We start from the raw sequence: 14,810 nt of genomic DNA, 5'->3' as shown, positions 1-14,810 counted from the left end.
TATGCGAATTACAGATGTTTGACGCTTAGGATTCGATGTAACCCTTCTTTTCCTTTGATTTTAACCGGTTCTAATTCCTCGTATTTATATTTGGATGCATATTCGTCAGGAAGATGATTGTACAAACCTTCCGAAACATATACATGCATCGGTTTTGCCAAAGATTCCAAACGACTCGCCATATTCACAGTGTCTCCTACGGCTGTGTAAGATAACTTCTGGAAAGATCCCACGTTTCCTACGATCACTCCCCCGGAAGCAAGACCGATTCCCAACTGGGGAACAAAGCCATAGATTTGTTCCCATTTAGGCTGCCAAAGCTCGAATACCTGAAGCATTTCCATGGCACAGTCTAAAGCATTTTGTCTATGGTCGTTCTGAAACACGGGAGCACCGAACAAACACATGATGGAATCTCCTATGTATTTATCGATCATCCCTCCGTATCCTAAAATCACTTCGGTCATAGCGGTGAAGTATTCATTTAAAAAGGAAATCACCTGGTCTGGTTTGAGTCTCTCCGTAAGTGACGTATAACCTCTGATATCCGAAAATAAAACGGAAACTTCCTGTTCCTTTCCTCTTTGATCGAGAGAAAGAGTGTTATTCATGATGTTTTCCACAATGACTGGGTCTACATACATCCCGAACACATTCTGCATTTTCTTTTTCTCATGCTCTAACTGTAGTTTTTCGTCGTATTCTTTCTCCAGATCTTTTTTGAACTGACGGATCATGGAGTTTAGATCTTGAATTTCCGTTTGGTTCATTCCGTAAAGATCTTGAAAACGACGAAGGCTGTCGTCCATCTGAAGAGAGATCACTTTTTTACGATAGATCTCTCTGAATAAATTCCTGAATCGATGTTCCAAAATGGACTTTTTGATTTTCTTCTTAAAGAAAAATTCGTTGATCCCGATTTGAAATGCATGTATGGGAAGATTTTTATCCTCTGCCGCAGTCATCACTACCACAGGAACTTCGGAAGGTCCTGCGGTATCGGCAATTTCATTTAACGTATCTTCTGCGGATAGATCGCTTCCTGGAAAAAGAATTTCAGTCATCAAAAGATCGAAATTTCCTTTTCTCAAATCCTCCAGACCGTTTTCATAAACGGACTTCCAAACGATTTCTATGTAATCTCCGAACCATTCCTTCAGTAAACCGGCGAGGGTATCGAAGGAATTTTTTTTCGGCTCAATGAATAGAACCCGAACGATCTCTTCTTTTTCTAATTCCACAGCCTTATTTTGCAGGGAACATATATTTGTGAAGCGCCTCTTGAAAGGAAAAGGAAAATCTTCCCATTAAATATCGAAATGCCTGGATCACTACATCCGGACGAGGAGGGTCTCCCGCAATGAAAAGATCGGGTTCTTTAGGTCTTTTCCCCATAGGAAACATTCCCCCGCTCACCGCCTCCGTTCCGCAGGCAATGAGAGCCTTAGGAGAAGCGATGACGGAAAAAGCATCCGCCAAAGGACCTTCCATATTTTTGGAAACAGGTCCCGAAAAAACGACTGCATCCGCATGTTTGGGACTTGCCACGCAGCGAACCCCTTCTCTTTCCGAATCGAAAACGGAGTTGAAAGAAGCATTTAACTCACATTCAACGGAATTATTTCCCGCTGCCGCTACCTCTCTGTACAAAAACCCTCTTTTATATGTTAGGTTGCGGAATTCTTTCATTTCAGGAGAATCTTCCGGTTCCGGTTCAGGAACAAATTCTCCGTTTGTGAATTTAACTTTCAGAGCGGATCTATGTTTGGAGAATACGTAAACAAAGCCGGAATCCTTTAATTTTCCGTCGCAATTGCTGACACAAACTCCGCATTGAATGCATGCGCCGTAGTCGATTTCCAATTCCGTTTCCGAGATCACTTTCATGGAACCGATCGGACAATCCGTTTCACAAGCACGGCAGGATCCACATCCATCTTTCATTTTGGAAGTGGGAACGGGAATCCCCCTATTCTTCGCATGAACGGGAGACGTTTTTTTCCAGTTCATTACCTGTGAAGGTAAAAATAAATTTTTGATTTCCAGTAATGATCTCATAAATCGAATCCTACATAACTTAAATTAAACGACTTATTGTTCAAAGGAAAGTCGCCTATAAGCTCTCCTCTGATGGCAAGTTCCAATGCATGCCAGTTGAGTACCGACGGATCCCTAATATAAGAATCCACCAAACTTCCGTCAGGACCGATTTCCAAAGCGACCAAAACGGGGCCGCGCCATCCTTCCACAGCTTCGAAATGAATTCCGGGAGTTAGGGAAAGTTTTTTATAGGTGGATTCCACTTGTTCGGGAGACCAAAGTTTTTCCCAATCCAAAGATTCAATCTGAGTTTCCATCCATTCCAGGGACTGTTGGATCTCCCTGTAACGAAGATAAAATCTAGCCCAAGCATCTCCAGAAAAATGATGGTGCTCTTCTTTAAAAGGAAGAAGTTTCCAATTCGGATAAGCTGCATCTTTCAGCCTTAGATCTTGAGGAATCCCTGCCATTCTCGCCACTTGGCCGACAAATCCATGTTTGTGGACATTCTCTTCGGAAACAGTTCCGCAACCTTGCAGCCTTTCTTTGATTGTGGAGTCTTTGAGAGCTCTTTCAATCTGAGGCTGGACATTCTTCAGAAAGATTTTTTTCAAGGCACCGAACGCAAGTTTTGCATCTTTTGCGGAAATTCTTTGGTTGGTTCTGACTCCTCCCGGGCGAACCGCAGCTTTCCCGAAACGATTTCCCGTCCATGTTTCCATGAGTCCCAAGGCAGCTCCTCTATCCGTAGCACAAACGCCGAACAAAGGATAATAACCGATGTCTTCGGACAAACCTCCCAAATCTCCGATATGGATGGCGATCCTTTCCGTTTCCAGAAGAAGAGAACGGAAGATCTCCACATCTTTAGAAAGGGAAATACCCGCCGCTTTTTCATAGATACGGGAGAAGGCGGTCGCATAAGCAACGCTAGTATCTCCCGAAATCGTTTCACTGAAATGCATCACTCTTTCCGGAGACTGACTTTTTATCAGATCTTGGATGTCTCTTTTTTGAAATCCCAAACGAATGGTTAGGTGGCGAACCGTTTCGCCCTCTACTACGAAACGAAAATGACCCGGCTCGATGATCCCTGCATGAATGGGACCTACCGCATGAGAATAGGAAGTATCGGAACAAGGAACTTTTAAACCTCTGAAATTTAGGTCTTTCAATACTCCCGACTTCTGATGGAGTCCCAAAACCTTATTTCTTTTGTCGGTTATGTAGTCTTCTTCGGAGAGAGAGGAATAATTTTCTTCCCCCATATCCTTTCCTAAAGAATGACGAAGCAGCCAAACAGGATAACTTTCATCCATAAGAAAATCGATCGGACTTTTTTTACCCGCCACGGATTGCATCGTAACTTGATTGTCTTCCGATATAAATTCATAGAAGGATTGTTGCTCTTTAGAAAAATAAACGCCTGTAGGTTTTTTAAACATGACCGAATCCTCCCATGATCATCACATACATCCCGTAAGTCCCTAAGAACAAAGCAAGAAGTAGACCTACAAAAAAGAAACCCAATCTGATTCTAAGTAAGGATCTTAACTCGGGAGCAAACTCTCTGTTTTTCAAACGAAGGATCGGAAGGATTTTATTCAATGCGATGAAGAAAAAAACGGATCCGAAAAGAGGAAAGAAAAACAACCAAACTATGTGTTTGTCCAAACTGGTTCGAATGATTTCCAAATCCAGAATAAAGACGGGAGAAAGTGGGAAAACGAAAGCGATCAGAAGAGCCGCAAAATATGCGTAAAACGATTTTAAATTCAAAGCAGGTAGTTGCAAAATCTGAGGAATCATTCTCTGCCCCGAATCCATCCTCAAAATTCCCATGGAAACGAAGACCAATACCTTTACTACGACTGTAGATGCCAATAGAAAGTAAAATACCTCGTCGGAAACATTGAACCAAAGAAACACCGACAACATTCCCGTATGGAACAAGGCTACTTTGGCGGCAATTCGTCTGATATCGTCTCTTCTATGAAGAATCCATGTAGCATATAGTATCGTAAGAACCCCAATAAACAAAAGTCCGTTGGATGAATTGACCAAAGAAGGATTGATTTCTCTTTCCAACTGCACAAAAGGGCGAATGGCAAGAACCACGGAAACGGGAACAAAAGAGGCGATGAGAGAAGAGATTTGGCTCGGGCTTTCCGCGTATGTATCTCCCACCCAATAATGATTAGGAACTAATCCTAGTTTTGCGCTGTATCCGTAGATCGTAAGCAGAAGCGCCGTCTCGATCAAAAGCCCTGACTGTCCTTCCAACCCTTGTTTCAATGCGGAAAAATCCAATGTGTGCAAAGGAGTGGACGCAAAAAGAAGAAGCACAATTCCTAAAAAGGCGATTCCCAAACCGTAAGAGTTGATAAGCAGAAACTTCCAACCTACTTGGAACGATTTTCCAGTCCCACTGGAAGAGATCAAAAGAGCACCGAACAATGTCGAAGCTTCAATCAAAATCCACTTCAATACAACATTCTCAGTAAACCAAGAAGCGAAAAGAGTTCCGAAAAAAATGATCTTAAGAAACGACCATAACCAAATCCTTGTTTGTCCCTTGGTGGGTGCAAAAACAAAAACTCCGAAGACAACGAAAAAGGAAACAATTCCCGAAATATAAAATAAAATCTCCGTCATACTTTTTTTCCTTTTTCATGCATATGAGGAGAAAGCTGAAGGATTCCTCCGGATACGATGACCAGAACTGCATCCAAAAAGGAGCCGAATTCCAAACCGAAAGGAAGTCCTTTGTCCAAAACGAGAGTCAGAACAAAGATGCCGTTTTCAAAAACGCAGAAACCTGCGATGAGCGCCAGCCAGTTTCGCCTAACAATGAAACAAAGAACTCCCACATACACCATAAGAATTACATAGATAAGACCCAGTTTATCGATAGGAATAGTGAGTTCCGCCACTCCTTCCGTGATTTTTACCGCAAGAGCAAGTCCTAGAACCAAAAACAACAAGGTCGCCAAATAACCGAATCTAGGTGCGGTGCTTTCCTTCATCTGGGATTTTTTTGCGGTCCAATTCAAAATGAAAGGAGTAAGAAACCCTTTGAACAAAACCACAAGTGAGATGAGGCTGAGAGAGTGTTTCCAATCCTCCTCATGAGTCTGCAAAACGGGGAAGATCAAAAGAAAACCTTGGATGCTTAGAAAAAGCAAAATCCTTTGCAGACGATTTTCCACAAGAACGACAACTCCCGTCAGAAATAACAACAGGTAAACTAAATCGTATAACATATAACCTCTATGAGAGTTTCACCAAAGTTCCCAGAATCAGGATTGCCAAAAAGGCAAGACCCATAAATTCCGGAACCCAAGTCCAACGACGACGAACCGAATTCGCTTCCCAAAGCCCCAGAAAAACGGAAAGAAAGATCACTCCGGGAAGAACTAAGAGTTCTCTAGTGATGTTTCCGAAATCACCGGGAGGAAAAAGCTGAGAGTGTTCCAAAGCGAGTTTGATCAGAAAGGCGAGTAAACTTGCCAGTTTGATCTGACTTGCCAATTCCAAAAATCCCATCGTTCTACCGGAAGCTTCCAAGATCATCGCTTCATGCACCATAGTAAGCTCCAAATGAGTTCTCGGATCATCAAATGGAGGTTTGGCGAGTTCCGCAAGAATAGCGATAAAAGAAAAAGCCAGGAATAAAATCCCGATTAGAGCGCTCACAGGGGTTAAAGATAGTTCGATATGAGATTGAGCGACCAAAATCATCAGGATGATCGTCGGTTCTGCCATTACGGAAAGAAGAATTTCCCTTCCGGAACCCAAACCTCCGAAAGAAGTCCCTCCTTCCATCGCAAAACTAACGAATGCAAAACGATAGAGTGCCAGAAAAAAAGGAATCAAAATGAAAGGGGCCCATTCGAATACCACAATCGACCAAAGGATCAAACTGGAATAAACGGCCAACATGGGAGAGATCTCTGAAAAAATCCCTGAATGTGGATTATCAATCGGGGCTTTTTTCAAAAATTTTACAATTTCATAATATACCTGAAGAACTTTAGGACCCTTCCTTCCTTGCGCCCAAGCTCTTACTTTTCGGACGATTCCACCTAAGATCAAAGGAAGAACTAAAAACAAAAACAATTGATAGATACAAAGCAAAATAGGATTCGAAAACATTAGAATTTCCCCCAATCGCCTAAAATCAAAATCGAGAGAATCAAGATGAGGAACACGGAAGATATGGCAAGATACTTACTCACCTCTTCATCATGATGTTCTTCTTTGGAAACCAGATACTCTCCAAAGTCCAAAACTCGTTTGCAGAAATTAAGGAAAGACTGATCGATCACAGACAAACCTTCTTTTGTCAAAAAATATCTGCCTAATGAATTTCTAAGTGGTTCGGAAAAAACGGAAGCAGGAATGGAAAGTTCGGAACTCATATAACCGTTTCCACAGTCCCAGAATTTTCTTTCTTTGATTTTATGAGCCCATTTAAAGATCACAAGACTGATCACGAAAACCACGGTCAATGCCGACACAATAGAAAGCGTGAAAATCCAATCGAATAACATAGAATCAACGAAAGGCTGCAAAGGAGGAAGTTTGAGAATCCAAGGAAGCGCAACAGGGACGATCAAAATCATAAGAGCCAAACTTCCTACTGAAGAAATCACCCAGAACTTTTTTCTTTGATTCCACTCGGGAAGCTGAATGTTCGGATTCGGATAGGAAAGAAATAAACTCAAATACAAACGAATGTGAGTGAACCCTCCCAGAATGATTCCGAAGAAAATGAAAATCATAGCGGGAAGAAGGAAAACGGATCTTCCCAAAGGCATATCCAGAATCTGTGCGTTTAAAAACAAATATGTGGCTTCAGATACGAATCCGAGTGTTCCCGGAATCACCGCATAACTGAAAGTTCCCACTCCCATCCATAAGGGAGATATGCCGATGTATCTTCCGATTCCTTTCATTTCATCCGTAGCATAGGAATTTCTCAAACGTGCGATGAGTCCGATGGAGAACAATTGGAACGTTTTGGAAAAAGAGTGATGCAATAGGCTGATAAAAAACAAAATATAAAAAGACTTACTTAAAAAAATTAAATCTTTCTCCGTACTCATCTGAAACATTCCAGAGATACTGATACAGAGCCAAAGAAAATTGATGGATTCGATGGAACTGTAGGCCAATGCTTTTTTGGGATCCTTATGAAAGAAAGAAGTGATCCCACCGAAAAACACACCCAAGGCGGCAAAAGGAAAAATGATCTGATAAAAAAGAGGATCGTGCCATACAGGGAGCACATAACGGCAAAAAAGCAATAAAGGAAAAATTTCCAAAGCTCCCGCAAAAGCACCTAACGCATGGGAAGGACCGCCTTCATTTACCTTAGGCAACCATATATGAAATCCGGAAAAACCGGACTTAATCATAAGGCCGATGGAAAGGAAAATCAAACCTCTGGGATCATCATCCGGCAGAAACACCCAAGCCACCAAAAACAAAGCGGAAAGGCCGGATGCTAAAAGTAAAGAACCTAAACTTTCGATCTGTTTTTTACCGAATTCCGTTCCTGAATAAATAAGAATGGTAGAGAAGGAAGCGATCTCCAAAGCAACAGGCAAAAGAACGGACTTACCCGCAAGATAACAAACGCCTAATGAAAACCAAAATAGTGCATAACCCAATGCAACCATTTCCTTAAATTCAGTCTCATAAGACTGAACCAGCATATATGCGGAAAATCCGATATAGACCTGGAGCACTAACCCAAGTAAGATGGGGAAATCTTCTCCAAGTGCATCCGCACCTGAATTCAAAAAGTAAACAAGGGGAACTAAAGCACCCAATGCAACAAGAACCAAGCCTAGAAGTGAGAACTTACGACTCTCTTCCATAAAACCTCGCTAGAATGTAAAAATAAAACGTTAAACTCTAAAGAAAGGAAACAGAAGAAAAAACAGGAGGCCCCCGGAACATGGGGAGGAAACAAAATTGTTGGGAGTTACGAGAAAGAACCGCTCCGAATCCGTAGGAAAAACAAAGGATGGGGAGCAAGGACAGGAACATAGAGAACGGCAGAAGTTCCGTTTTCTTTTCCCATTGGGAAACGGACTCGGCTTCGGAAATTTCCTGTATTTCCGCCTCGCCTATTTCTAAACTGGCTACGGAAAGATAAGTAGATCTCCCGGTAAAAAAGAGGGCAACCGCTATAATGACAATTAAACGAAATCCCATCTATTCCCGTTCCTAATACTCAACATAAAATTAATTTCTTTCTTGCAAAGCGCTTTTTAAAAGACGAGAAAAATTCTATGAATTCCTTTATTGAAATTCGAAATTTAAATAAAACGTATCGACTGGATGAAGTAAACTTTCCTGTCCTGAAAAATCTGAATTTAACTCTTCCTCAAAAAAAATTAATTACCCTGATGGGACCTTCCGGCAGCGGTAAATCCACTCTTCTCAATATTCTTTCCGCCATCGAAACTTCTGATTCTGGAGAAGTGTATGTGGATGGGGACAATCTGACCGGAAAAACGGAAAAGCAACTAACTTTATACAGACGAGAAAAGATAGGAATCGTATTTCAGTTTTTCCACCTGCTTTCTTATCTCTCCGCCTTGGAGAATACGGCACTTCCTCTTTATCTCAACGGGCATTCCAAAAAGGAAGCTTTGCATAAAGCGGAGGAAGCGTTAAAAACGGTAGGATTAGAACACAGAATGAAATTCACTCCCAAGGAACTTTCCGGAGGAGAAAAACAAAGAGTGGCCGTGGCCAGAGCCATAGTGCACAAACCGAAACTGATCTTAGCGGACGAACCTACCGGTAATTTGGATTCTACCGCTTCAGACCAAATTATAAAACTGTTCCGAAACTGTGTAAACGATTTAGGGATTACTGTCTTTATGGTTACCCACAACCCCGAAATAGGAACGATCGGTGACATCAATTTACATATATTAGATGGTCAGATTCGAAATAAATGATTTCCATATACGCATTATTTCTCTGGGGTTACTGGAAAGAACATAAATCCAGAATCGGATTTTCACTGATAGGAATTTCACTCGGAATCACTCTTTATCTGGTCACACAGGTAAATTCAGTTCGAGCCGAACAAACTGTACTGGACGCACAGTTGGGTTACCCTGAGGGAAACTTAATCGGAAGATTCGTATCCAATGATGAAACCAAAGGTTCTCCGGAATCGATTCTGAAAGATCTTTACTTTTTAGTTCCGGAAGAAATCACTCCCATCCCGAATTTAGCCGCAGATGGTTATTATGAAACGAAAGATAAAAATCTAAAACGATTCGTATTTTTAGGAAAAGACATTCTCTCCCGCGCGGACTTTTCCAATCAAAACACTCGGAACCTAAAAAATAAAACTACCTTTCTCATCAGCGCCTCCCTTTTCCGTGATTTTTTTTCTAATAAAGAGAATGTGGAAATCCGTTTATGCAATCGAATCCTCTCTTTGAAAAAAGAAGATACGACTCTATTGGAAAGAGACGGCAGCTTTTTGGTTACGGATATAGAATTTGCACAAGATCTCTGTCAGATGGAAAAACGAATCTCCCATATCGTTCTTTCCGGAGTTTCAAAGAACCCTGACGGTTTTTCCTGGAAGAAAGAAGATCTAAAACGATGGGAAGAATCAGGGTGGATTTGGGAATCGGAACGGTTCTTAAAAGAAAGAGCCGGTAAAGCGCTGGGCTCATTGAAAATCAACCTAACAATTGTTTCTTTGGTTTCCGTGTTGATCTCGTTTTTTATGGTGACGAATACATTTACAGGAGTGTATCTCTCCCGGAAAAAAGAGTTCGGAATTTTACTCAGTTTGGGAACGGGAAGAATCCATAACTTCTCACTTTTCCTAATCCAAGCGCTGGTTCTAGGAAGCGCAGGGGGATTACTTGGAATTTTATTCGGGATATTCCTTTCTAAAAATCATTTTTTCCTAAGCGCAAATACCGTATCCGATCTATCGCAAACGGAAAGTTACACGAGTATTCCCCATTCCATTTTAATCCAATCTTTTGCGATCGCGATCATAGGTTCCCTGTTTTCCTCTCTGATCAGCGCCTATAGATCCTATCAGGTTCGCCCCATCGAACTCATCAGGGAAAGGGAATCGTCATCTCCTCCTTCTTTTCGTTCCTTTGCAATTTTAGGAGCTGTGCTGATAGTGACGGGAATTGGCCTGGGAATGATCCCTACTCCCAAATCCCTTCTATTCGGGTTAGTCGGTGTAGGTTCCGTAATCGTAGGATTCGTATTCATATTTCCCGGCTTTATCGTAACTGCGATTTCAGTGTTCTTTTATTTTCTAAAACGAATCTCCTTTTTCCCTTCCTTACGACTTGCCTGGGAAGAGATCAAGGCGGAACCCTGGCCGAACAGTTTGACCTCTTCTACGATCCTCCTTTCCACCTCACTTACATTAACTCTCACGGCACTAACGGATAGTTATGAAAAAACGTTGATTCGCTGGGTGGACGAAGAAAACAAATTCGATTTTTCGATCATCAATGCTTCAGAGTTGAGTTCGGGAAAGCCGGGAGTTCCTATTTCTCTGGCGGACAGATTGCAACAAAAACCGAAGATAGAAGCTGCGGATGAGTTCATCATCCGAACCAAATTTCCCATCCATGACAATTTTTACACTCTCCATGTTTATCCTTTTCCTGAAAATCTGGATCCGAACAGGCTCCTAGTTTCGACAAACTTCTGCTATCTGGAGAAACTCTGCCAGGGGGACGAATTGTATCTTCCTACTGAATCCTCCGGGAAAAGGCCTTTTTTGATTCAGGGAGAAAGGGAACATTTTTTCTCGGAAAGAGGAACTGTGATGATGGACATTCATACATATAAAAGTTTTTATCCTGCGGAAATGCTGAATTCGATTCGAGTTCGTTTCAAAGAAGAGATCTCCGAAGAAAAAAGAAAACAGCTTATATATGATTATCTGAAATCGGAATCGGAGGATCTGAAAGTTTTGGACAGGCAAAATTTGAAAGATCTTTATTTGGAAGGGATGAGGAACGTTTTTTCCGTTCTGGATGTTCTCAAAAAAGCAGCGGTATTCATTTCCATTCTGGCTTTATTCACTTCCCTCATCTATCACATTCGCGAAAAATCGAAACTCATCGCAGGACTCAGAGCCATCGGAATGGATCAGATGCAAGTATTTCGAATGATGTTTTTTCAATCCCTGTTTCTCATTTTGGCAGGATTGTTTTTAGGTGCTCTCAATAGTTCCGTTTTATCCCCCCTCGTCATTTACGGAATCAATCGAAACGCATTCGGATGGATTTTAGATTATTCTTATCCGGTTTCTCTTTTGGCCTTTTGGTTTTTGTTTTCCCCCTTCCTTGCGTTACTTGTCAGCATCTATCCTACATGGGAAACTTTGGGAAAAACATTGAGAGAAAGTTTGAGTTACGAATAATTTCTTTACATTTATCTGAATTTCCACTGAACTAGAGAGCATGGCTGGAAGCATCAAGGCTTGTCTCGAACTTGCAGATTCGATCAAAAAAGAAAATCTGGAAGGCAGGGAAAAAATTCCCACTTCCGATACTCATCTACGCATTTGGGCGGGTCAGTTCGGCAGATCGGAAGAAGATGTTCGTAAACTTCTCAATGCATTAAAAGACAGCCATTATATCTTCGTCGTCAATATTGTGGCGCCGGATCCGAACCTGTTCGTTTACGGTGAAGAAGCTTATTTCTATACGGACAATTCCATCGTCGGTGAACTCAAAAGGAATGCCGAAGAAACTTTGGAAAAACTTTACGAATCCAGTAATTATAAACGAAAATCTTCCTTCCAAATCACAAGGGAGCTGTTTCCTAAAATCAAAGAATTCAACAACACTCCTTTGGGAAGAGCGATCAACCTTGTGGTGATGCTGGAAGAGTATTCCAGAATATTAACAACAAGTAGTTTCGAATATACGGATCAGTGGAGAAGAAATAAACTTCAAGAGATCTTCAGGGACGAGGCCAATTCCGTAGATGAAATGGCTCCTTATCTCAACCAAAGAGAACAGGACGCAAGCAAAAGAGCCACGGATCAACTGAAAGAAGCCCCCAAAGAAAAGATAGATCAAAACTGGGTTAAGGCGACTCAGAATTTTTCTGCGGAATTTTTAATTCGTGTCCACTTCCGCAAATACGAATTCGATGTGATCAAAAAACTCATTCAAACGGGAAAACTCAAAGAAGAAAAAGATCTCAAATTTGTTCGAGACACATTGCAGACAATGGAAGGAAGGATGAGCGAAGACGGGCTGCTTCGTCGTTATGCGGAAGAAATGACCGACCTAAGAAGGTATTGCCAGGCGAAGCTGAATATGCTCCGCCAGGGAATCGTTTCCAAAGGAAGATAATCAACCTTCCTTTCTGAAAAAACCGACCCTCTCCAAGTTAACATATACCTGAAATAAAAACACAATCCCGCTCATGAAGATCATCCTTCTTTTGAAGGAAAACCCAGGTAGTACATAGTTTTTCTTTTCAGGCATATAAAGAAAAAATAAAATCAAATTGATGTTAAAGATTAAAAGCGCCGTTTCCTGATTCAAAAGAGGAGAGAAGGAAAAGGTTTTCGGCAAAAAGGTCGCAGCAACAAAAATCACGCTGGGAAGAAACCAAACTGCGGTTTTCCAAGTCATCAGATCGATCTTCACCGGATCAAATTCCGTTTTTTGTCCGGACGCTTCTTCCAGGGTTTCCCTCAAGGAATCCAGTTCTTTTATGTTTACGATCGGATAAAACTTTTCTTTCGTTTCTACCACCAAACGATCGTAAGACCTGAAATCGTCTTGGGTGATTTTTTCGATGTCCTTCAGGCGGATCGTTGCACAACTTCCATGTGCATCGAACTGCTTCAAAACACCCCCTTCGATTTCGATCCGGCCGTTTTTCAACATATCCACTTGTTTGATAAAATTCTTTCTCAAAAACCAAACAAGTAACAAAAACATAGGCCCGAAGATAGATAAAAATTTCAGCCTTTCCGAACCAGGAAGCTGAAACGTATTGTATGCCAAAAACAAAAGAAACAAAGAAAGAACGACTGCCGTTCTTTTGAGTAGTTTGCTTCTAAACAAATCCGCGTTATATGAAAAAACTCTTTTATCCATTGAAAAACTCTGATTTTTTAAATAGGGAAACCATACGAATCCCTTCCTTTTCGAGAGCCTCTTTTCCTCCCTCTTCCCGATCCAAAATACAAATTCCTTTTGTTACCTGAATCCCCGCTTCTCGCAGCGCTTTTACCGCTTTGATTGTGGATCCTCCCGTAGTGATCACATCGTCGATCACCAAACAAGACTTCACTTCTTTCCAAAAACCCTCGATTTGTTGTCCTGTTCCATGTCCTTTCGCTTCTTTTCGAACGATCAAAGGGTAAATCAATTTCCCTCTTTTTTGGTAGGATAGGGAAATCGAATATGACAATGGATCCGCCCCTAAGGTAAGACCTCCTACAGACTCGAACTCTCCCGCCAACTTAGGAATGAGTTCTTCGACCATACAATCGGCCAAAACGGAAAGCCTTTCCGGATGGAGGGTGATTTCTTTGCAGTTAAAATAATGATGGGATTCCATTCCGCTGGCGAGCCGAAAAGCAGTTTCGGAATAGCGATAGACATAGGTTTTCATCCAATGGAAGAGCTGATCTCTTAAAGTTTGGGACATATTGAGAAGGCTTTTTCAGCAAGTATAGAAGAAAAGGAAAATTCGGACAGATCTCTTCCAAAAGGAAAAGCTGATTCTTACAGGATTTCGTAGGATCTGGCTTAAAATGTGGTAACTGCCACATCCTTTTAAAACTAAAGTGACTTTAGTTTTAAAGTTAGTTTCCATTTATATTAAATATATTTTCAAAATTTGTAAAGAATAATCACTTTTTAAATTTAGTATAGTTTAATACTAGCCTTATAATTAAATTTATACAAAAATAATATTGTTTCTGATTGACTTACTTTCTCTAGTTACTAGAAAAAGTAATTTATGGCTGAAATTAGTCCCCCTTCCTTTTCTTCTTTGGGACTTAGGGAAAGGAAAAAGGCAATGACTCGCCAGGCAATCGTAGAAACAGCCAAAAGATTGTTTGAAGAAAGAGGATTTTCCCAGGTAACTGTCGCTGAAATCTCCGATTCTGCCAATGTTTCCGTAAAAACACTTTTTACCTACTTCGACTCTAAAGACGACCTACTCTTTGAAGACGAAAAAAAACTTTGCCACTCCATTTTAGAAGGGATTCGCAATCGAAAATCGGGAGAATCTCCCTTTGATGCCACCAAAATCATACTTTGGAACTTAATTCATTCCATCAACCCCGAGGCCATTTTGGAATCTTTGGAAGGATTTCACAAATGTATGGAGACTCCTGAATTATCCTCCCGACTCCTTTCTCTTTGGGAAAAATACGAGAAAGAACTGGCAACGCTTCTGGCAGAGGAAACGGAAAGCGATCCTACGGACCCTCTTCCAAAAATTGTTGCTGTGCAATTGATTTCCATCTTCCGACTTTTGGGTTCCTCAGAATTGAAAGCCTACTTAGAACCGATCCCTCCTGCAATGAGACAGAGAGCCTTGGAAAAATGGCTGGGACGTTCCCTCGAACTCATAGGAGGTGGAATCAAAAATTTCGCTCTCAAACAGAAGGAAACCTGAAGTAGATACATTTGTGCTAGTATAGTATTCACCTGACAGTTTCGTAAAGAAGCAGTGGTCAGACCTCTTCTAATTGGGAAAATGATTTT

At 41.3% G+C, this 14,810-nt stretch carries 14 protein-coding genes; 4 read left to right on the top strand and 10 right to left on the bottom strand.

What is annotated here, in order from left to right; genetic code table 11:
• Window positions 1–8 precede the first annotated feature (8 nt).
• Genes EHS15_RS16010 through EHS15_RS15975 form a run of 8 tightly spaced genes read right to left on the bottom strand, consistent with a single transcriptional unit; the run spans window position 9 to window position 8,265 of the window.
• Entirely contained in the window at window positions 9–1,241 is a 1,233-nt protein-coding gene (locus EHS15_RS16010) for an adenylate/guanylate cyclase domain-containing protein (RefSeq protein WP_135761600.1), read from the bottom strand.
• A gap of 4 nt (window positions 1,242–1,245) precedes the next feature.
• Window positions 1,246–2,058, bottom strand: coding sequence for an NADH-quinone oxidoreductase subunit B family protein (locus EHS15_RS16005; protein ID WP_135761599.1), 813 nt, complete (start codon window positions 2,056–2,058; stop codon window positions 1,246–1,248).
• Window positions 2,055–3,485 carry a hydrogenase large subunit gene (locus EHS15_RS16000; RefSeq protein ID WP_135761598.1) on the bottom strand — a complete coding sequence of 477 codons (1,431 nt, stop codon included), beginning with the start codon at window positions 3,483–3,485 and terminating at the stop codon, window positions 2,055–2,057. Before EHS15_RS16000 ends, EHS15_RS16005 begins: the two co-directional genes overlap by 4 nt.
• Entirely contained in the window at window positions 3,478–4,695 is a 1,218-nt protein-coding gene (locus tag EHS15_RS15995; RefSeq protein ID WP_135761597.1) for a proton-conducting transporter membrane subunit, read from the bottom strand. Before EHS15_RS15995 ends, EHS15_RS16000 begins: the two co-directional genes overlap by 8 nt.
• Window positions 4,692–5,303, bottom strand: a complete 612-nt coding sequence (locus tag EHS15_RS15990) for a formate hydrogenase (RefSeq protein ID WP_135761596.1) — start codon at window positions 5,301–5,303, stop codon at window positions 4,692–4,694. The genes EHS15_RS15995 and EHS15_RS15990 overlap by 4 nt, the downstream gene beginning before the upstream one ends.
• Before the next feature lie 7 nt (window positions 5,304–5,310).
• The gene (locus EHS15_RS15985) at window positions 5,311–6,195 is read right to left on the bottom strand and encodes a respiratory chain complex I subunit 1 family protein (protein WP_135761595.1); all 885 of its coding nucleotides are present in this window, start codon (window positions 6,193–6,195) and stop codon (window positions 5,311–5,313) included.
• Complete coding sequence (locus EHS15_RS15980; protein ID WP_135761594.1) at window positions 6,195–7,925, bottom strand: proton-conducting transporter transmembrane domain-containing protein; 1,731 nt, start codon at window positions 7,923–7,925, stop codon at window positions 6,195–6,197. Before EHS15_RS15980 ends, EHS15_RS15985 begins: the two co-directional genes overlap by 1 nt.
• A gap of 37 nt (window positions 7,926–7,962) precedes the next feature.
• On the bottom strand, window positions 7,963–8,265 hold the full coding sequence (locus EHS15_RS15975; RefSeq protein WP_135761593.1) for a hypothetical protein: 303 nt from the start codon (window positions 8,263–8,265) through the stop codon (window positions 7,963–7,965).
• Window positions 8,266–8,342: 77 nt separating this feature from the next.
• On the opposite strand from EHS15_RS15975, the gene EHS15_RS15970 reads away from it, so the two are divergent.
• Genes EHS15_RS15970 through EHS15_RS15960 form a run of 3 tightly spaced genes read left to right on the top strand, consistent with a single transcriptional unit; the run spans window position 8,343 to window position 12,428 of the window.
• A complete protein-coding gene (locus tag EHS15_RS15970) occupies window positions 8,343–9,020 on the top strand; it encodes an ABC transporter ATP-binding protein (RefSeq protein WP_135761592.1) in 678 nt (225 codons plus the stop codon).
• Entirely contained in the window at window positions 9,017–11,485 is a 2,469-nt protein-coding gene (locus tag EHS15_RS15965) for an ABC transporter permease (RefSeq protein ID WP_135761591.1), read from the top strand. Before EHS15_RS15970 ends, EHS15_RS15965 begins: the two co-directional genes overlap by 4 nt.
• Before the next feature lie 40 nt (window positions 11,486–11,525).
• Window positions 11,526–12,428, top strand: a complete 903-nt coding sequence (locus EHS15_RS15960; RefSeq protein WP_135761590.1) for a hypothetical protein — start codon at window positions 11,526–11,528, stop codon at window positions 12,426–12,428.
• Here the strand turns inward: EHS15_RS15960 and EHS15_RS15955 are convergent, their stop codons facing one another.
• Together EHS15_RS15955 and pyrE are read right to left on the bottom strand one after the other, a co-directional pair.
• On the bottom strand, window positions 12,429–13,184 hold the full coding sequence (locus EHS15_RS15955) for a hypothetical protein (protein WP_135761589.1): 756 nt from the start codon (window positions 13,182–13,184) through the stop codon (window positions 12,429–12,431). It lies immediately after the preceding gene.
• A complete protein-coding gene (pyrE, locus tag EHS15_RS15950; RefSeq protein WP_135761588.1) occupies window positions 13,177–13,740 on the bottom strand; it encodes an orotate phosphoribosyltransferase in 564 nt (187 codons plus the stop codon). Before pyrE ends, EHS15_RS15955 begins: the two co-directional genes overlap by 8 nt.
• A gap of 315 nt (window positions 13,741–14,055) precedes the next feature.
• Between pyrE and EHS15_RS15945 the strand changes: the two genes are divergently transcribed.
• Window positions 14,056–14,721: a TetR/AcrR family transcriptional regulator gene (locus tag EHS15_RS15945; RefSeq protein ID WP_135761587.1), complete on the top strand. Its 666-nt coding sequence runs from the start codon at window positions 14,056–14,058 to the stop codon at window positions 14,719–14,721.
• Window positions 14,722–14,810: the final 89 nt, after the last annotated feature.

The organism is Leptospira idonii (assembly GCF_004770995.1).
Classification (GTDB): domain Bacteria; phylum Spirochaetota; class Leptospiria; order Leptospirales; family Leptospiraceae; genus Leptospira_A; species Leptospira_A idonii.
The sequence above is the reverse complement of the archived record's forward strand: the minus strand, read 5'-3'. Positions and strand labels throughout refer to the sequence as shown.

Coding starts and splice junctions, on each gene's coding strand:
- EHS15_RS16000 (WP_135761598.1), bottom strand. CDS start 3,485: ATGTTTAAAAAACCTACAGGCGTTTATTTTTCTAAAGAGCAACAATCC.
- EHS15_RS15985 (WP_135761595.1), bottom strand. CDS start 6,195: ATGTTTTCGAATCCTATTTTGCTTTGTATCTATCAATTGTTTTTGTTT.
- EHS15_RS16005 (WP_135761599.1), bottom strand. CDS start 2,058: ATGAGATCATTACTGGAAATCAAAAATTTATTTTTACCTTCACAGGTA.
- EHS15_RS15990 (WP_135761596.1), bottom strand. CDS start 5,303: ATGTTATACGATTTAGTTTACCTGTTGTTATTTCTGACGGGAGTTGTC.
- EHS15_RS15975 (WP_135761593.1), bottom strand. CDS start 8,265: ATGGGATTTCGTTTAATTGTCATTATAGCGGTTGCCCTCTTTTTTACC.
- EHS15_RS15960 (WP_135761590.1), top strand. CDS start 11,526: ATGGCTGGAAGCATCAAGGCTTGTCTCGAACTTGCAGATTCGATCAAA.
- EHS15_RS15970 (WP_135761592.1), top strand. CDS start 8,343: ATGAATTCCTTTATTGAAATTCGAAATTTAAATAAAACGTATCGACTG.
- EHS15_RS15980 (WP_135761594.1), bottom strand. CDS start 7,925: ATGGAAGAGAGTCGTAAGTTCTCACTTCTAGGCTTGGTTCTTGTTGCA.
- EHS15_RS15965 (WP_135761591.1), top strand. CDS start 9,017: ATGATTTCCATATACGCATTATTTCTCTGGGGTTACTGGAAAGAACAT.
- EHS15_RS15995 (WP_135761597.1), bottom strand. CDS start 4,695: ATGACGGAGATTTTATTTTATATTTCGGGAATTGTTTCCTTTTTCGTT.
- EHS15_RS15955 (WP_135761589.1), bottom strand. CDS start 13,184: ATGGATAAAAGAGTTTTTTCATATAACGCGGATTTGTTTAGAAGCAAA.
- EHS15_RS15945 (WP_135761587.1), top strand. CDS start 14,056: ATGGCTGAAATTAGTCCCCCTTCCTTTTCTTCTTTGGGACTTAGGGAA.
- pyrE (WP_135761588.1), bottom strand. CDS start 13,740: ATGTCCCAAACTTTAAGAGATCAGCTCTTCCATTGGATGAAAACCTAT.